The organism is Streptomyces sannanensis (assembly GCF_039536205.1).
In the GTDB taxonomy this organism is placed as follows: domain Bacteria; phylum Actinomycetota; class Actinomycetes; order Streptomycetales; family Streptomycetaceae; genus Streptomyces; species Streptomyces sannanensis.
Genome location: NZ_BAAAYL010000001.1, coordinates 1,493,607 through 1,509,838 on the forward strand (window position 1 = coordinate 1,493,607; position 16,232 = coordinate 1,509,838).

The 16,232-nt window shown below is 72.4% G+C and carries 12 protein-coding genes and 2 pseudogenes; 9 read left to right on the forward strand and 5 right to left on the reverse strand.

Annotation, left to right across the window (positions count from 1 at the left end; genetic code table 11):
- The first annotated feature begins 51 nt into the window (after positions 1-51).
- The 5 genes from ABD858_RS06890 to ABD858_RS06910 all read left to right on the forward strand — a co-directional run bounded on the left by ABD858_RS06890 (position 52) and on the right by ABD858_RS06910 (position 7,069).
- Entirely contained in the window at positions 52-1,026 is a 975-nt protein-coding gene (locus ABD858_RS06890) for a cobalamin biosynthesis protein (RefSeq protein ID WP_345035245.1), read from the forward strand.
- Entirely contained in the window at positions 1,023-2,615 is a 1,593-nt protein-coding gene (locus ABD858_RS06895; RefSeq protein WP_345035246.1) for a cobyric acid synthase, read from the forward strand. The genes ABD858_RS06890 and ABD858_RS06895 overlap by 4 nt, the downstream gene beginning before the upstream one ends.
- Before the next feature lie 472 nt (positions 2,616-3,087).
- On the forward strand, positions 3,088-5,136 hold the full coding sequence (locus ABD858_RS06900; RefSeq protein WP_345035247.1) for a putative cobaltochelatase: 2,049 nt from the start codon (positions 3,088-3,090) through the stop codon (positions 5,134-5,136).
- Positions 5,136-5,735 (forward strand): cob(I)yrinic acid a,c-diamide adenosyltransferase, encoded by a 600-nt coding sequence (cobO, locus tag ABD858_RS06905; protein WP_345035248.1) that lies wholly within the window; start codon positions 5,136-5,138, stop codon positions 5,733-5,735. Before ABD858_RS06900 ends, cobO begins: the two co-directional genes overlap by 1 nt.
- Complete coding sequence (locus ABD858_RS06910; RefSeq protein ID WP_345035249.1) at positions 5,729-7,069, forward strand: cobyrinic acid a,c-diamide synthase CobB; 1,341 nt, start codon at positions 5,729-5,731, stop codon at positions 7,067-7,069. Before cobO ends, ABD858_RS06910 begins: the two co-directional genes overlap by 7 nt.
- On the opposite strand, the pseudogene ABD858_RS06915 reads toward ABD858_RS06910, so the two are convergent.
- Positions 7,069-7,170, reverse strand: a pseudogene (locus tag ABD858_RS06915) (ZIP family metal transporter); the annotation flags it as partial. The gene ABD858_RS06910 and the pseudogene ABD858_RS06915 overlap by 1 nt on opposite strands.
- A gap of 86 nt (positions 7,171-7,256) precedes the next feature.
- Between ABD858_RS06915 and cobC the strand changes: the two are divergent.
- A pseudogene (cobC, locus tag ABD858_RS06920) lies at positions 7,257-8,781 on the forward strand (Rv2231c family histidinol phosphate aminotransferase CobC).
- Here cobC and ABD858_RS06925 read toward each other — a convergent pair.
- Complete coding sequence (locus tag ABD858_RS06925) at positions 8,729-9,655, reverse strand: SCO1860 family LAETG-anchored protein (protein WP_345035251.1); 927 nt, start codon at positions 9,653-9,655, stop codon at positions 8,729-8,731. The pseudogene cobC and the gene ABD858_RS06925 sit on opposite strands and share 53 nt — an antisense overlap.
- A gap of 709 nt (positions 9,656-10,364) precedes the next feature.
- On the opposite strand from ABD858_RS06925, the gene ABD858_RS06930 reads away from it, so the two are divergent.
- Complete coding sequence (locus ABD858_RS06930; protein ID WP_345035252.1) at positions 10,365-11,105, forward strand: Type 1 glutamine amidotransferase-like domain-containing protein; 741 nt, start codon at positions 10,365-10,367, stop codon at positions 11,103-11,105.
- A gap of 40 nt (positions 11,106-11,145) precedes the next feature.
- Here the strand turns inward: ABD858_RS06930 and ABD858_RS06935 are convergent, their stop codons facing one another.
- Positions 11,146-12,237 carry an amidohydrolase family protein gene (locus ABD858_RS06935; protein ID WP_345035253.1) on the reverse strand — a complete coding sequence of 364 codons (1,092 nt, stop codon included), beginning with the start codon at positions 12,235-12,237 and terminating at the stop codon, positions 11,146-11,148.
- A gap of 69 nt (positions 12,238-12,306) precedes the next feature.
- On the opposite strand from ABD858_RS06935, the gene ABD858_RS06940 reads away from it, so the two are divergent.
- Complete coding sequence (locus ABD858_RS06940) at positions 12,307-13,404, forward strand: pyridoxal-phosphate-dependent aminotransferase family protein (protein WP_345035254.1); 1,098 nt, start codon at positions 12,307-12,309, stop codon at positions 13,402-13,404.
- 164 nt (positions 13,405-13,568) lie between these two features.
- Positions 13,569-14,930 (forward strand): tetratricopeptide repeat protein, encoded by a 1,362-nt coding sequence (locus ABD858_RS06945; RefSeq protein WP_345035255.1) that lies wholly within the window; start codon positions 13,569-13,571, stop codon positions 14,928-14,930.
- Positions 14,931-14,934: 4 nt separating this feature from the next.
- Here the strand turns inward: ABD858_RS06945 and ABD858_RS06950 are convergent, their stop codons facing one another.
- Both ABD858_RS06950 and ABD858_RS06955 read right to left on the reverse strand, forming a co-directional pair.
- Entirely contained in the window at positions 14,935-15,894 is a 960-nt protein-coding gene (locus ABD858_RS06950) for a radical SAM/SPASM domain-containing protein (RefSeq protein WP_345035256.1), read from the reverse strand.
- Positions 15,895-15,920: 26 nt separating this feature from the next.
- Positions 15,921-16,157 (reverse strand): hypothetical protein, encoded by a 237-nt coding sequence (locus tag ABD858_RS06955; RefSeq protein ID WP_345035257.1) that lies wholly within the window; start codon positions 16,155-16,157, stop codon positions 15,921-15,923.
- Positions 16,158-16,232: the final 75 nt, after the last annotated feature.

Here is a 16,232-nt window from a genome sequence, read left to right on the forward strand (position 1 = left end):
AGTACCGGCCCGAGCACGACCGCCCTCCGAGGTGTGTCGGCGGGCTGACCGATGCGTGCCGATCACGTCTTCGCATACGGAGCCACCGCCGGCCTGGCGGGCGATCTGCTGCTCGGCGATCCCCGCCACGGGCACCCCGTCGCCGTGTTCGGACGGGCCGCGGGAGCCGTCGAAAAGGTGCTGTGGCGCGACCACCGCGGGTGGGGGGCGCTGCATTCGCTGGTGTGCGCCGGGGGCGCGGCGGGAGCCGCCGCGCTGGCCGCGCGTGCCGTACGCGACCGTCCCGCTGCCCGTGTCGCCCTGACCGCGGCCGCCGCCTGGGCCGTCGTCGGCGGCACCTCACTCGGCCGCGAGGCACGGACCATCGGCGGCGCCCTGGCCGCCGGGGAGACCGAAGCAGCACGGGCCCGGCTCCCCCATCTGTGCGGGCGCGACCCGCAGGCCCTGGACGCGCCGGGAATCGCCCGCGCCGTCGTCGAGTCCGTCGCCGAGAACACCTCCGACGCCGTCGTCGGCGCGCTGGTGTGGGGTGCGTTGGGGGGTGTGCCCGGGCTCGTCGGATTCCGGGCCGTCAACACCCTGGACGCCATGGTGGGCCACAAGTCCCCGCGGTACCGGCGGTTCGGCTGGGCCTCGGCCCGCCTCGACGACGTCGCCGGCTGGCCGGGCGCCCGGCTCACCGCGGCCCTCACCGTCGCGGCGGGCGGCGACCCGCGCGGTGCGGTGCGGGCCTGGCGCACCGACGCCTCGAAGCATCCGAGCCCCAACGCCGGCCCGGTGGAAGCCTCCTTCGCGGGCGCACTCGGCATACGGCTCGGGGGCACCCTCTCCTACGGCGGCCGCGTCGAGCACCGCCCCGTCCTCAACGGTTCCGGCCGGGCCGTGGAGGTCGCCGACATCGACCGCGCGGTCCGGCTCTCCCGTCGTGTCACCGCGCTGACCCTGGCCGTCTGCGTGACGGGCCGCCTGGCCGTCGGCGCGCTGAAGGCCCGTACCGGAGCTCGTAACCGAAAGGAAGACAGATGAGGGGCGGGGGGCTGCTGGTCGCCGGAACCACCTCGGACGCCGGGAAGAGCGTCGTCACGGCCGGGATCTGCCGCTGGCTGGTGCGCCGGGGCGTGAAGGTCGCGCCCTTCAAGGCGCAGAACATGTCGCTGAACTCCTTCGTCACACGCGGGGGCGCTGAGATCGGCCGGGCCCAGGCCATGCAGGCCCAGGCGGCGCGCGTGGAGCCGAGCGCCCTGATGAACCCCGTACTGCTCAAGCCCGGCGGCGACCGCAGCAGCCAGGTGGTGCTGATGGGCAAGCCGGTCGGCGAGATGAGCGCCCGCGGGTTCTTCGGGGGATCCGGGCCCACGGCGCAGCCGCGATCGGGCGGAGCGTCCCCCGGGAGAACGCCGCACGACGGCCGGCAGCAGCTGCTCGGCACCGTGCTGGAGTGCCTGGCCGAACTACGGGGCACATATGACGCCGTGATCTGCGAGGGGGCGGGCAGTCCTGCCGAGATCAATCTTCGGCGTACGGACATCGTCAACATGGGTATCGCACGAGCGGCCAGGCTGCCGGTCGTGGTGGTCGGTGACATCGACCGGGGCGGGGTCTTCGCGTCGTTCTTCGGTACGACGGCGCTGCTGAGCCCCGAGGACCAGGCGCTGATCGCGGGTTACGTCGTCAACAAGTTCCGGGGCGATGTGTCGCTCCTGGAGCCGGGGCTCGACATGCTGCACGGGCTGACCGGGCGTCGTACGTACGGCGTGCTGCCGTACCAGCACGGGCTCGGCATCGACGAGGAGGACGGACTGCGCGTCTCCATGCGTGGGACCGTGCGGGAGTCCGTCGTCGCTCCCCCGCACGGCGAGGACCTGCTGCGGGTCGCCGTCTGCGCGATCCCGCTGATGTCCAACTTCACGGACGTGGACGCGCTGGCCGCCGAACCGGGCGTGGTGGTGCGCTTCGTGGACCGGCCCGAGGAACTCGCGGACGCCGACCTGGTGGTCATACCGGGTACGCGCGGAACGGTGAAGGCGCTCGCATGGCTGCGGGAGCGGGGCCTGGCCGACGCGCTGGCGCGCAGGGCTGCCGAGGGCCGGCCCGTGCTGGGCATCTGTGGCGGCTTCCAGGTACTGGGCGAACTCATCGAGGACGACGTCGAGTCGAGGACGGGCGTCGTCGAAGGGCTCGGACTGCTGCCCGTACGGGTGCGGTTCGCCGCCGAGAAGACCTTGGCCCGGCCGGTCGGTGAGGCACTCGGCGAGCACGTCGAGGGCTACGAGATCCACCACGGCGTCGCCGAAGTGCTGGGCGGGGAGGCGTTCATCTCCGATGACAACGGACACAGCCTGGACGGCTGCCGGGTCGGCGAGGTCTGGGGCACACACTGGCACGGCTCGCTGGAGAGCGACGGCTTCCGCCGCGCGTTCCTGCGCGAGGTCGCCCGTGCGGCGGGCCGCCGTTTCGTCCCGGCGCCGGACACGTCGTTCGCCGCGCTGCGGGAGGAGCAGCTGGACCGGCTCGGCGACCTGATCGAGGAGCACGCGGACACGGAGGGGCTGTTGAAGCTCATCGAGTGCGGCACGCCGTCGGGGCTGCCGTTCGTTCCGCCGGGGGCGCCATGACGCGCGCCACGCGCTGGTTGCCGGTCTCCGTCCAGGTGGCCGGTGTGTCCGTCCTCAATCGCCGGACAGGCTTGTGGGTTGCTGCCGGTCGCCGGGTGCCGCTCCGGGGATACCGTCCGGGCCGGGGCATGATTTATGCCGCGCTGACTCGTACTCCGCAGGACTGGGCCTGGACATCCGCGCGGCACACATCACGTTTTACGGCCCGACCGGCACCCCCTGCGCGGCCCCCTTCACACGCCGCTGGTTCGGTTGTGGGCGCTCCGTTCCGCGGGCGGAGGACGGAGACACCGGCTCGCCCTGTGTGGGGCGGCCGGCTTCCAGCCCGTCCTGGGGGCACCTCTGGGGGCACCCCCAGCGGCAGCTGGGGGAGGCAGCTGGGGGAGCTCGAGGACACCGACCGAAGGGCGGTCCCGGGGGCTGGGGGAACGACTTGGACCATACGAACGCCTCTCGAAGGAGCGATCACCGCATGAGCACCCGCTATCCGTTCACCGCGGTCGTCGGCATGGACGACCTGCGGCTGGCGTTGCTGCTCAACGCCGTCAGCCCGGCGGTGGGCGGAGTCCTCGTCCGTGGGGAGAAAGGAACGGCCAAGTCGACGGCGGTGCGCGCGTTGGCAGACCTGTTGCCCGAGGTGCCGGTGGTCGCGGGATGCCGCTTCAGCTGCGACCCGGCCACGCCCGATCCGCAGTGCCCCGACGGGCCTCATGAGGCCGCCCATGGCACTGCCCGTCCTGCCCGGATGGTCGAACTGCCGGTGGGTGCTTCGGAGGACCGGCTCGTCGGCGCTCTGGACATCGAGCGGGCGCTCGCGGAGGGCGTGAAGGCCTTTGAGCCCGGGCTCCTGGCGGCCGCGCATCGCGGGATTCTGTATGTCGATGAGGTCAATCTTCTTCATGACCATCTGATCGACCTCCTGCTGGACGCGGCCGCCATGGGCGCCTCCTACGTCGAGCGTGAAGGCGTCTCCGTACGGCATGCCGCGCGCTTCCTGCTCGTGGGGACCATGAACCCCGAGGAGGGCGAGCTGCGGCCGCAGCTCCTCGACCGGTTCGGACTGACCGTGGAGGTCGCGGCCTCCCGGGACCCCGAGCGGCGGGTCGAGGTCGTGCGGCGGCGGCTCGCGTACGACGACGACCCGGCGGCCTTCGCCGCGCGCTGGGCGGGCGAGGAGGCCGCGCTGCGGGAGCGCGTCGTGGCCGCGCGGGCGTTGCTGCCGCAGGTGGTGCTCGGCGACGACGCCCTGCGTCAGATCGCCGCGACCTGCGCAGCGTTCGAGGTGGACGGCATGCGCGCCGACATCGTGATGGCCCGTACCGCGACCGCGCTCGCCGCGTGGGCGGGGCGTACGGACGTCACCGTCGAGGATGTGCGGCAGGCCGCGCTGCTGGCGCTGCCGCACAGGCGCAGGCGCAACCCCTTCGACGCGCCCGGCCTCGACGAGGACAAGCTCGACGAGACGCTGGAGCAGTCCGGCGGCAACGACGACAACGACCCGGATCCCGACCCCGACGGCCCCGGTGGCGGTCCGGGTGGTGGCGGAGGTGTGCCGCCTCAGTCGCAGGGTCCCGATGCCGCGCCGCGGTCGGAGGAGCCCTCCCCCGGTGCCGGGACCGGTGCCGGCGAGCAGGCCGCCGTCCGCGCCGCCGAGCCGTTCCGTACGAAGATGCTGAGCGTGCCCGGGCTCGGCGAGGGCGCAGCCGGGCGGCGTTCCCGGGCCCGTACCGAGCACGGCCGGACCACGGGTGCCCGGCGTCCGCAGGGGGCTCTGACGAAGCTGCACCTGGCGGCGACCGTGCAGGCCGCCGCCCCGCATCAGCGGGCGCGCGGGCGCTCAGGACCGGGGCTCGTCGTCCGCCGGGACGATCTGCGGCAGGCGACCCGCGAGGGCCGCGAGGGCAATCTCGTCCTCTTCTGCGTGGATGCCTCCGGCTCGATGGCCGCCCGTAAGCGGATGAGCGCCGTGAAGGGCGCCGTGCTGTCGCTGCTGCTGGACGCGTACCAGCGCCGCGACAAGGTCGGCCTGGTCACCTTCCGCGGCCGGGACGCCGAAGTGGCGCTGCCGCCGACCTCCTCGGTCGACGCGGCTGCGGCACGGCTCGAGTCGCTGCCGACCGGCGGCCGTACCCCCCTGTCGGCGGGCCTGCTGAAGGCCCATGACGTGCTGCGCGTGGAGCGGCTGCGTGACCCCTCGCGCCGTCCGCTGCTGGTCGTCGTCACGGACGGCCGGGCCACCGAATCAGGCGGGGCCGCGCGCAGCCCGTCGTCGCAAGGGCGGTGGCGGGCGACGGGCGGGAGCGACCCGGTCGCGCTGGCCGCGCGTGCCGCGCGGCTGCACGCGGCCGAGGGCACGGCCTCGGTCGTCGTGGACTGCGAGGCGGGGCCGGTACGGCTCGGACTGGCCGGGCGGCTGGCCGCCGATCTGGGCGGTACCGCCATCACTCTCGACGAGCTGCGCGCGGACAGCATCGCCGGGCTCGTACGAGACTTCCGCACCGATTCAAGGAGGGCCGCGTAATGCCGCAGGGACAGCCGACCGCCGTACCGGACGACGGTCTCACCACCCGTCAGCGCCGCAACCGCCCGCTGGTCATGGTCCACACCGGCCCCGGCAAGGGGAAGTCGACCGCCGCTTTCGGGCTGGCGCTGCGCGCCTGGAACCAGGGCTGGCCGATCGGTGTGTTCCAGTTCGTCAAGTCGGCGAAGTGGAAGGTCGGCGAGGAGAGCGCGCTCAAGGTGCTGGGGGCGAGCGGCGAGGGCGGCACCGTCGACTGGCACAAGATGGGCGAGGGCTGGTCCTGGATCCAGCGCGACTCCGAGCTGAGCAACGAGGAGAAGGCCCGGGAGGGCTGGGAGCAGGTCAAGCGCGACCTGGCGGCGGAGAAGTACCGGCTGTACGTGCTCGACGAGTTCGCCTACCCCATGCACTGGGGATGGATCGACACCGATGAGGTGATCCAGGTGCTGCGGGACCGCCCGGGCACCCAGCATGTCGTCATCACCGGCCGCAATGCGCCGGAGAAGCTCGTCGACTTCGCCGACCTGGTCACCGAGATGACCAAGGTCAAGCACCCGATGGACGCGGGCCAGAAGGGCCAGAAGGGCATCGAGTGGTAGCCAGGCTCGTCATCGCGGCCCCGTCGTCCGGCAGTGGCAAGACCACCGTCGCGACGGGACTGATGGCGGCGTTCGCCGCCGCGGGGCTCGCCGTGTCCCCGCACAAGGTGGGGCCCGACTACATCGACCCCGGCTACCACGCGCTGGCCGCCGGCCGGCCGGGCCGCAACCTCGACGCGTACATGTGCGGTACGGATCTCGTCGCGCCGCTCTTCGCGCATGGTGCGAAGGACTGCGACATCGCCGTCGTCGAGGGCGTCATGGGCATGTACGACGGGGCATCCGGGCAGGGCGAGCTCGCCTCCACCGCGCAGGTGGCGAAGCTGCTGCGCGCGCCGGTCGTGCTGGTCGTGGACGGCTCGTCGCAGTCGCGGTCCGTGGCGGCGCTCGTGCACGGGTTCGCGTCCTGGGATCCGGAGGTGCGGATCGGGGGCGTGATTCTGAACAAGGTGGGCTCCGACCGGCACGAGGCCCTGCTGCGGGAGGCGCTTGCGGAGGCCGGGGTGCCGGTGCTGGGTGCGCTGCGGCGGGCCCGGCAGGTCGCCGCGCCGTCCCGGCACCTCGGGCTGGTGCCGGTCGCCGAGCGGCGCGCGGATGCCGTGGCGGCGGTGGCCGCGCTGGCGGACCAGGTCCGCGCGGGCTGCGACCTGGAAGCGCTGCTCGCGCTGGCGCGCAGTGCGCCGGCGCTCGCGGCGGAGCCGTGGGAGCCCGCCACGGGGCCGCACACGACCGGCAAACCGGTCGTCGCCGTCGCCGGCGGGGCCGCGTTCACGTTCTCGTACACGGAGCACGCCGAACTGCTTCGGGCTGCGGGGGCGGAGGTCGTCACCTTCGACCCGCTCCGGGACGAGAAGCTTCCGGACGGCACGTCCGGGCTCGTCATCGGCGGCGGTTTCCCCGAGGTGTACGCGCCCGAGCTCTCCGCGAACGAGCCCCTGCGCAAGGCGGTCGCGGACCTCGCGGCGACGGGCGCACCCGTGGCAGCCGAATGCGCCGGGCTCCTCTACCTCGCGCGGTCACTGGACGGCGCCCCCATGTGCGGTGTGCTGGACTCCGACGCACGGATGTCGGAGCGGCTGACGCTCGGCTACCGGGAAGCGGTGGCGGTGAGCGACAGCGTCCTCGCCGCGGCCGGGACCCGGCTGCGCGGGCACGAGTTCCACCGCACGGTCCTGGAGCCCGGCGCCGGACCCGCGCCCGCTTGGGGGATGCATCTGCCGACGCGCCGCGTGGAGGGGTTCGTACAGGGCGGCGTACACGCGAGTTATCTGCACACGCACTGGGCGGCGGCTCCCGGTGTCGCCCGCCGCTTCGTCGAGAACTGCGCTCAATGAGCCGGGCCCGGCACGAGGTGGCGCCGGTCGGTGACGCGTTGCGCGGTCCAGCCGCCGGACCGCGTCATCGGGAACGCACCGAGCGCGACATACACCGCCATGCGCACGTGCCGGCCGATTGACCCCCTGTCCCGCACATCGGCCATCGACCGTCCCGATCCCCCACCCCGCAGAAAGGACCGCGCTCATGACCGACGGAGTCGTGGTGGGGGTGGGTGCCTGCCGGGGCGTGACGGCAGGGGATGTGCTCGGGCTGGTCGAGGAGTCACTGCGTGCGGCAGGGCTTCCCATGAGCTGCGTCACCGAGTTGGCAACCGTCGACGTGAAAGCGGATGAGCCGGGCATTCTGGCGGCCGCCGAACGGCTGGGGGTTCCGCTCGTGGCGTACGGTGCTTCCCGACTCGCCCGGATCGCCGTGCCCACTCCCTCGGAGCAGGCGCGGTCACTGGTCGGGACGGCGTCCGTGGCCGAGGCCGCCGCGCTCGCCGGCGGGGGCGAACTGCTCGTCCCCAAAAGGAAGGCCGGCCCTCCCGGGCGGCCCGCCACAGTCACCTGTGCCGTGGTGCGCCGCTTTCCCCCACCCGGTTCGGAAGGCAAGGTCAGCGACCATGTATGTACACACCGACAGCCATGATCTGCGCCACCACGGCGACGCGGAGGTCAGGGGCGCGTCCCTGACCGACCTCGCGGTCAACGTCCGTGCCGACACGCCCCCCGACTGGCTGCGGGAGCGCATCGCCGCCTCGCTCACCCGGCTCGCCGCCTACCCGGACGGCCGGGCCGCGCGGGCCGCGGTCGCCCGGCGGCACGGGCTGCCGGTGGAGCGGGTGCTGCCGACGGCCGGGGCGGCGGAGGCCTTCGTGCTGATCGCGCGTGCTCTGCCGGCGCGCAGACCGGTCGTCGTGCACCCGCAGTTCACCGAGCCGGAGGCGGCGCTGCGGGACGCCGGGCACGAGGTGACCCGGGTGCTGCTGCGCGAGGAGGACGGTTTCCGGCTGGACCCCGCCGCTGTGCCCGATGACGCCGACCTGGTCGTCGTCGGCAATCCGACGAACCCCACGTCCGTGCTGCACCCGGCCGCGCTGCTGGAGAAGTTGGCCCGGCCGGGCCGGACCCTGGTCGTGGACGAGGCGTTCATGGACGCGGTGCCGGGCGAGCGGGAGGCGCTGGCGGGGCGGATGGACATACCCGGTCTGGTGGTGCTGCGCAGCCTCACCAAGACCTGGGGTCTGGCGGGGCTGCGCATCGGCTACGTCCTGGCCGGACCGGAGACCATCGCGGCTCTGGAGCGGGCCCAACCGCTGTGGCCCGTGTCCACGCCCGCACTCGCCGCGGCCGAGGCCTGCATGTCGTCGGCCGCGCTCACGGAGGCCGCGCGGGCCGCGGACCGTATCGCCGCGGACCGGGCCCATCTGCTGGCCGGTCTCGCGGAGTTCGAGGAGGTACGGGCCGTGGCGGAGGCGGCGGCCCCGTTCGTCCTCGTACGGATCGAGCGCGCCGACGAGGTACGGGAACGGCTGCGCGGACTGGGCTTCGCGGCCCGGCGCGGCGACACCTTCCCGGGGCTCGGGCCGGAGTGGCTGCGGTTGGCCGTCCGGGACCGGGTGACGACCAACCGCTTCCTTCAGGCGCTGGACCAGGCGCTGGCGCTGGTGGGCGTCAGTTCCGGGCCCGGCGGCGGGCCAGAACCAGCGCGCCCGCTCCCGCTGTGAGCAGGAGGCCCGCACCGCCCGCGATGTAGACCGACATCGATCCGCCGCCGGTCTCGGCGAGGTCCGTCCGGACCGGTGCGGCGGCGACGGTCTGCGGCTTCACCGGCTCGGCGCTCTGCGTCTTGACCGGCTCGGCGCTCTGCGTCTTGACCGGCTCGGCGGGCTGCGCCTTCGCCGGCTCGGCGGGGGACTCGCACGTCGCCTCGGCCAGGGTGAGAGTGCCGGTCACCTCGGCGACGTTCAGCTTGAGCGGGTTGACCTCGACGCGCAGCTCCAGCGCGGTGGCCGCGGCCGTGCGCGACGTGGTCTGCGTCTTCGACAGGTCCAGGCCGACCTCGCCGATGCCCGGCACCTGGACCCGGGTCGGCCCGCCGGCCGACAGGGTGACCTTCTTGCCGAGCACGGTGACGGCGCCGAGCACGTTCGACTCGGCGACAGGCTGCTTGCCCGCCTCGCAGACCGCCTTGGAGGTCACCTTCTCGACCTCGATCAGCGACAGCAGCGGCAGCCCGGGGACGTGCAGCCTGGCGTGGGCGAGGTTCGCGTACGCCTCCGTCCTGTGCTCGCCGATGGTCGCCTTGGCGTTCGCCACGTCCGCCGTCAGCACATTGACCGGCTGGCCCTTGTCGACCCCGTCCAGCCGGACCGTCAGACCGCTCTGCTCGGCGCTTGCCGGGGCCTGCACCTCGTTGAGGGCGACCTTCAGCGGCACGTCAATGGTCTTGTTGAGCAGTGAGACGTCCAGACCGGTACGGAGCACGACCGCCCCGGCCTTCCCCTTCTCGGTGTCAGGGGTGGCGTGCGCCGGAGCGGCAGCGGCGACGAGGACGGCGGCAGCCAGCACGGATGCGCACCGGCAGATGTTGCGGTTCAAGGTGGGACCCCCACGAGAGACTTGACGCGGTCACGGGGAATCCTTACGCACTGAGGGTGAACGGTCAGACACTCGAAGTGCGTTCACTCCAACGAGGAGTTTCGGTGCGTACGTTCGAATTTTGCGGCACGACTGTTCGCATACGTCACCCGAGCCACGTACACGCGGGGGCCCGTCACCGGCGTGCGCCCCGGCGCGCACGAGCCGTGCTCAGCGAGCCGCAGCGGTTGACGCAACCCGTCCGTCAACTGCGCGCCGAACGAGGGTTCTCCACCGCCGACACCACGAACACCGGCCGGCAGCCCGCCGCCGAGGTCGGCTACCCGCTAGTTGAGCACGCGTCTGGGATCGGCTGCATGGACACCTCGGCGAAGCGTCAGAGTGCATACGAGCGCCACACCGGGTTGCTTCGGCGGGGCACTGGGTGGACGGGCTCACGAGGTCTGCCGGGCTGGGTCCTTGAAGGCGGCGACGAAGGAGATCCAGGCGCTGACAGCGACCGTGAGGACGGGGCCGTGCGGGGTCAAGGAGTGGATCGTGGCCGGCCGCCTTCAGCGGCAGTTCTCCGCCCACGGTGGGGTCTTGACGTGTCCTGAGTGGACAGGACATCGCGTGGACGGAGGCTCTATTCGCTTGCGGACGCAGCCGATGGCTTGGCAACGTTCGAGGCACCGTCCGCGTCTGAATCGTGCACTGAGGAGGCACCCCCGTGGCTGTCGTTCCGGAACATCGTCTGGCTCTCCTTGGGGGCGGCTTCTCCACCGATGACGATGGCCTGCTGGATGACTGGGTGCTCGATCAGGTGCGCGCTGCTCGGCCCAAGGTGTGCTTCGTCCCAACAGCCAGTGGCGACGCCCCCGCCTACGTCGAAAAATTTCTCGCCGCGTACAAGTCGCGCTCCTGCGAGCCCAGTGTCTTGCCGCTGTTCCGGCGGGAACTCGATGACGACGCCCTGCGAACGTTCCTGCTCTCTCAAGACGTCGTCTATGTAGGTGGGGGCAACACCGCGAATCTGCTGGCGGTCTGGCGGGCGCACGGCGTGGACCGACTACTGCGCGAGGCCTTCGACCGCGGAACCTTGCTGTGCGGTATCAGCGCTGGTGCCAACTGCTGGGCCGACGGCTCGCATACCGACTCCTTCGGACCGCTGACTCATCTGTCTGACGGGTTGGGGCTGCTGTCCGGCTCGGTCTGCCCCCACTACGACAGTGAGCCGGGTCGTCGCTCGTCCTATCAGGCGGCCGTAGCAACGCGCACACTTCCGGCCGGTTGGGCAGTGGAGGACGGCGTCGGTGCCCTCTTCACGGACGGTCTGTTGACGGACGCAGTGACTCGCACACCGCAGGCCCTTCTGTATCGGGTGGAGCCAGACGGGGACGACGAAATCAAGGAACGAGCCCTGCCATGTCGCCTGCTCGTCGCAGCACAGCAACCCACTTCGCCCGCGTGAGGCGCCCGGCCGGGCCACGGGCAGAGGCGGCCAGGGGACCTCAGCCCATGACGCGGCCGTTCAGAATCACATGGCTGGGCGAGCCCAGCACCCGGACGTCCGCTCGCGGGTCCTCGTCGTAGACGACCAGGTCCGCCGGGGCGCCCTCCTCCAGGGCGGGGCGGCCCAGCCACGAACGAGCCCCCCAGGTCGTGGCCGACAGGGCGTCCAGTGGCGGGATGCCCGCGGTGACCAGCTCGGCGACCTCCTCCGCGACCAGGCCGTGGGCCAGGGAGCCGCCCGCGTCCGTGCCCACGAAGATCGGGATGCCCGCGTCGTACGCCGCGCGGACCGTTTCGTAGCGGCGGGCGTGGAGAGCGCGCATATGGGCCGACCAGAGCGGGAACTTCTGCTCGCCGCCGGCCGCGAGCTGCGGGAAGGTCGCGATGTTGATCAGGGTCGGGACGATCGCCACGCCGCGCTCCGCGAAGAGCGGGATCGTGTCCTCGGTCAGGCCGGTCGCGTGCTCGATGCAGTCGATGCCCGCCTCGACGAGCGGCTGGAGCGACTCCTCGGCGAAGCAGTGCGCGGTGACCCGGGCGCCCAGCCGGTGAGCCTCGGCGATCGCGGCCTCCACCTCACCGCGCGGCCAGCAAGTCCCCAGGTCGCCCGTCTCGCGGTCGATCCAGTCGCCGACCAGCTTGACCCAGCCGTCGCCGCGCTTCGCCTCCTGGGCGACGTAGGCGACGAGGTCGCCGGGCTCGATCTCGTGGGCGTAGTTGCGGATGTAGCGGCGGGTGCGGGCGATGTGGCGGCCGGCCCGGATGATCTTCGGGAGGTCGTCCCGGTCGTCGATCCAGCGGGTGTCGGAGGGGGATCCGGCGTCGCGGATGAGGAGGGTGCCCGCCTCGCGGTCGGTGACGGCCTGCTTCTCGCTGGTCTCGGCGTCGACCGGGCCGTGGGCGTCGAGCCCCACGTGGCAGTGCGCGTCGACCAGGCCGGGCAGCGCCCACCCGAAAACGGTAGGGGCGTCGTCCGTGCCGGGCGGGCGCTCGTAGGTGATGCGGCCGTCGACCGCCCACAGCTCGTCCCGGACCTCCTCGGGACCGACGAGCACCCGCCCCTTCACATGCAGCACCACGTGATCGCTCATGTCCAGCACTTTACGAGCACTGGGTAGTCTCGATCGACGAGAGTTCGATTACAGCTTGCAAGGAGAGACGTGAGCCACCCGCTTCTGGACCTGACCCCGCTGACCGCCACGCACTTCGCGGACATCGAGCGCCGGGTGGCCTCGCTGCTCCGCACCGAGCAGGACGTGGTCATCATGCAGGGCGAGGCGCTGCTCCCTCTGGAGGGCTGCATCAAGGGCGCGGCCCACCCCGGTTCGACCGCGCTGAACGTCGTCACCGGGCCGTACGGGCAGACCTTCGGGAACTGGCTGCGGGACGCCGGGGCGAACGTGATCGACCTGGCGGTGCCCTTCCACACCGCGGTCACCGCCGCGCAGATCGAGCAGGCGCTGGCGGAGCATCCCGGGATCGACTTCGTGTCGCTGGTGCACGCGGAGGCCGCGACCGGCAACACCAACCCGGTCGCGGAGATCGGTGAGGTGGTACGGGCCCATGGCGCCCTCTTCATGGTCGACGCCGTCGCCTCGGTGGGTGCCGAGCCGCTGCTGACCGACGAGTGGGGCGTGGACCTGTGCGTGATCGGCGCGCAGAAGGCGATGGGCGGCCCGGCGGGAGTGTCGGCGGTGTCGGTGAGCGGGCGCGCCTGGGAGCGGATGGCCGCCAACCCTGCGGCGCCGCGCCGCTCGTACCTCTCCCTGCTGGACTGGAAGGAGCGCTGGATCGACGGCGGCCGCCGGGCGCTGCTGCACGCCCCCGCGCAGCTGGAGATGCTGGCGCTCGAGGCATGCCTGGAGCGGATCGAGACGGAGACCCTGGACGCGGTGATCGCGCGGCACGCCTCGGCCGCCGCGGCCATGCGCGCGGGCGTGCTCGCGCTGGGCGGCGGGCCGGCCCCGTACGTCCACGAGGCGCGCGAGGCGGCGCCGGTGGCGACGACGCTGCGTGCGCCCGCTGGGGTGGACGCCTCCGAGCTGGTGGCGAAGGCGCTGGCCGTCGACCCGTCGGTGCCGCTGATCGCGGGCGGCGGGGCGCTGGCGTCCGAGATGATCCGGGTCAACCACTACGGCGTGGACGCGGCGCCGGGCGTGGTGGAGTCCTCGCTGGCGGCGCTGGGCGCGGCGCTGGGCGAGTACGGGCTGACGGCGGATGTGGAGGCCGCCCGCAAGGCGGCCTCCACGGCCTGGTAGTCCCCGGGTCAGTGCCGGACCGTCCAGGACTGCTCGTCCGGGACGGTCGCGGCGATCGCCGGGTCGTGCACGGCGTCCGTGCGGAGCTGTTGGACTGCCAGAGCCCCCTGTCAGTGCCGCACAATGCCCTTGCGGATGTGAAACCGCAGGAAGAGGAACGCACCATGGACGAACCGGCTGTCATCGGACAGCGCGTACAGCGCCTGCGTGCCGAACGGGGTCTGACGCAGCGGCAACTGGCCGAACCCGCGTACACGGCCGCGTACATCTCCACGCTGGAGTCCGGCAGGGTCCGCCCCTCCGAGACCGCCCTGCGCTTCCTGGCCGAGCGGCTCGGCACCACTTACGAAGAACTGACCACCGGCCGCTCCGCCCGGCTCGCCACCGAACTGCGCCTCGCCCTCACCGACGCCCGCCGCCTGCTCGCCACCGGCACTCTCGGCGAAGCGGCCGCCCGCTACCGGGAACTGCTCACCGAGGCCGAGGAACTCGCCCTGGAACCCGAGCGGGCCGACGCGCTCACCGGGCTCGGCGAATGCGCCCTGGAGAGCGGTGAACTGGACGCCGCCCGCGAGCACTTCGAGTCGGCGGAACGCATCCTCACCTCGGCCGGCGAGCCGCTCCCCCGCCGGGTCCGCGCCCTGCGCGGCCGGGCCGTCGCGCACCTGCTCGCCGGTGAACTGCGTTACGCCTGTTACGTCCTGGAGACCGCCCTCGACGAACTGAACGCCCAGGGCCTGCACGACCCGGACGCCCTGCTGCTGCTCTACGCGTCCTCCATCGGCCCGTACATGGACATGGGCGCGCACGCCCGGGCCGCCCAGGCCGCCGAACTCGCCCTGTCACTGGCCCCGCAGGTCTCCGACCCGGCCCTCGTCGCCGGAATGCACCGCAGCGTGGCGCGCACCCTGCTCGCCGAGGGGCGGATCGCCGAGGCCGACGCCTCGCTCGCCAAGGCGCAGGACCTCTACCAGCAATTGCAGACCCGTACCGAGCTGGCCCACTGCCACTGGATGCGCGGCTATGTGCAGGCCCAGAACGGCGACCTGGAGGCCGCCGAGCGCGAGCTGCGCACCGCCCGCGAGATGCTCGCCGCCCGCAGCGCCGCCCTGTACACCGCACAGGTCGAGGTCGAACTGGCCGATGTGCTGCGCCGACGGGGGAAGCGCGACGAGGCGGTGGCCCTGCTGTCCCGGCTGCTGGAGCTCGGTGCGGGCCTCGGCGACGGACGCGGCGCCGTCCACGCCGCGGGCGCCCGCCGGCTGCTGGGGCTGATCGCCGAGGAGGGGGGCGCGGACGAGCGCGCCGAGGAGCACTACGTGCTGGCGCTGGCCCTGCTGGAGCGCAGTGGGGCGGCGGGTGATCTGGCCGATCTGTGCCGGCTGCTGGGCGATCTGCTGCGGCGTACGGGCCGTACGGAGGCCGCGCTCGACGCGTACCGTACCGGCCTCGGCCATCGGGCGGCGCCGGGCACGACGACGCTCGGCCCGGCTCCCGCGGCGCCGCCGTTCCGCGGCGCCTGGTGACGTGCTATCTGGGCGTGGTGGGGCTGCACACGTCGGGCGAGCAGTTCTGGGGCTGGCACGACTGGGAGCACAGCAGGGGCTCGCACGGGCAGGACAGGTCGGGGTTGCAGGACTGGGGGCATTCCCTGGCGCTGCTCTGCCACACCGTGTCGTGGATCTCCCGGCGGATCCGCGCCAGCTCGTCGCCGTTCACGATCTCGTCGAGGGTCTGGTGCAGGATGTCGCCGACCGGCCAGTTCCGTGCCATGACGCAAGGGAAGACCCGTCCGTCCGGTGCGACGGCGAGGCTGCCCTTCCAGCAGTGCCCGCACAGGCTGGAGAGGTTCGCCTCCTGCCCGAGGAGTTCCCGGCCCCGTCCGAACTGCCGTACCTCGGACGCCCGTACCTGTCCGTCGACACCGAGGTCCATCAGGTACCGCCGGGTGCGTTCCACGGCGTCTGCGTCCTCGTTCACCGCGATCACGCCCACTCGCGTGGGGACCTTGTGCTCGATGAGCCGCCGAAGGTTGGCGACGGTGCGCCGGTGACTGCCGCGGACGGTGGTGACGGCGTCGTGCGCGACGGGGTCGTCGGAGTAGACGGAGGTCGCGAAGTGCACTCCGTTCTCGACCGAGAACGCCAGGGTCTCGTCGTCGAGCCGGGTGAGATTGCTGAACACCTCGACGAAGTCGAAGCCGCACTCCACGCTACAGCGCAGCAGGCGCCGGAAGTCCGGGTTGAGCTGGGGCTCTCCGCCGATCAGCTGGACGCGGCGGCAGCCCAGGTCGTAGGCCTGGCTCAGCACGGATTCGTAGTCCTCGGCGGTGAGGACGTCCTGGTCGCCGCTGAGCGGATGCGACTCGGTGTAGCAGTGGACGCACTGCAGATTGCAGCGGTTGGTCAGTTCGAGCCAGAGGAAGTTCAGGACTCCGTCGACGTCGTCGAGCGCCGGGGGCGTCCCCGGCTGTGTCTCCGTGGCGTGCACGTGATGCCCTTCCGCCGCTGATGAGCTCAGTCCCACAGGGCCGTCCCCTCCTGATCCGGAATCGGCATCAGGAGCAGTTCGCCTCGCCAGTCAACCGGGGTCATGGTGAGGACCATCGAGAACGCGCGCCCGCCCCGGGCCTGGAACTCCCAGGCCTGGCCGATGGTGAACCACACATCGCCGTCAGGTGTCGTCCTCGCCCGGACGGCGAATTGCGGGGGGCCGGATATGTCCGGCGGAAGATCCTTGTCGTCCTGGGGCACAGCTGCTCACCATCCTTGCCCTGCGGCGCCTGATTGCGGTCCCAGATTCGCATCATTCACATTGCACCGATATCG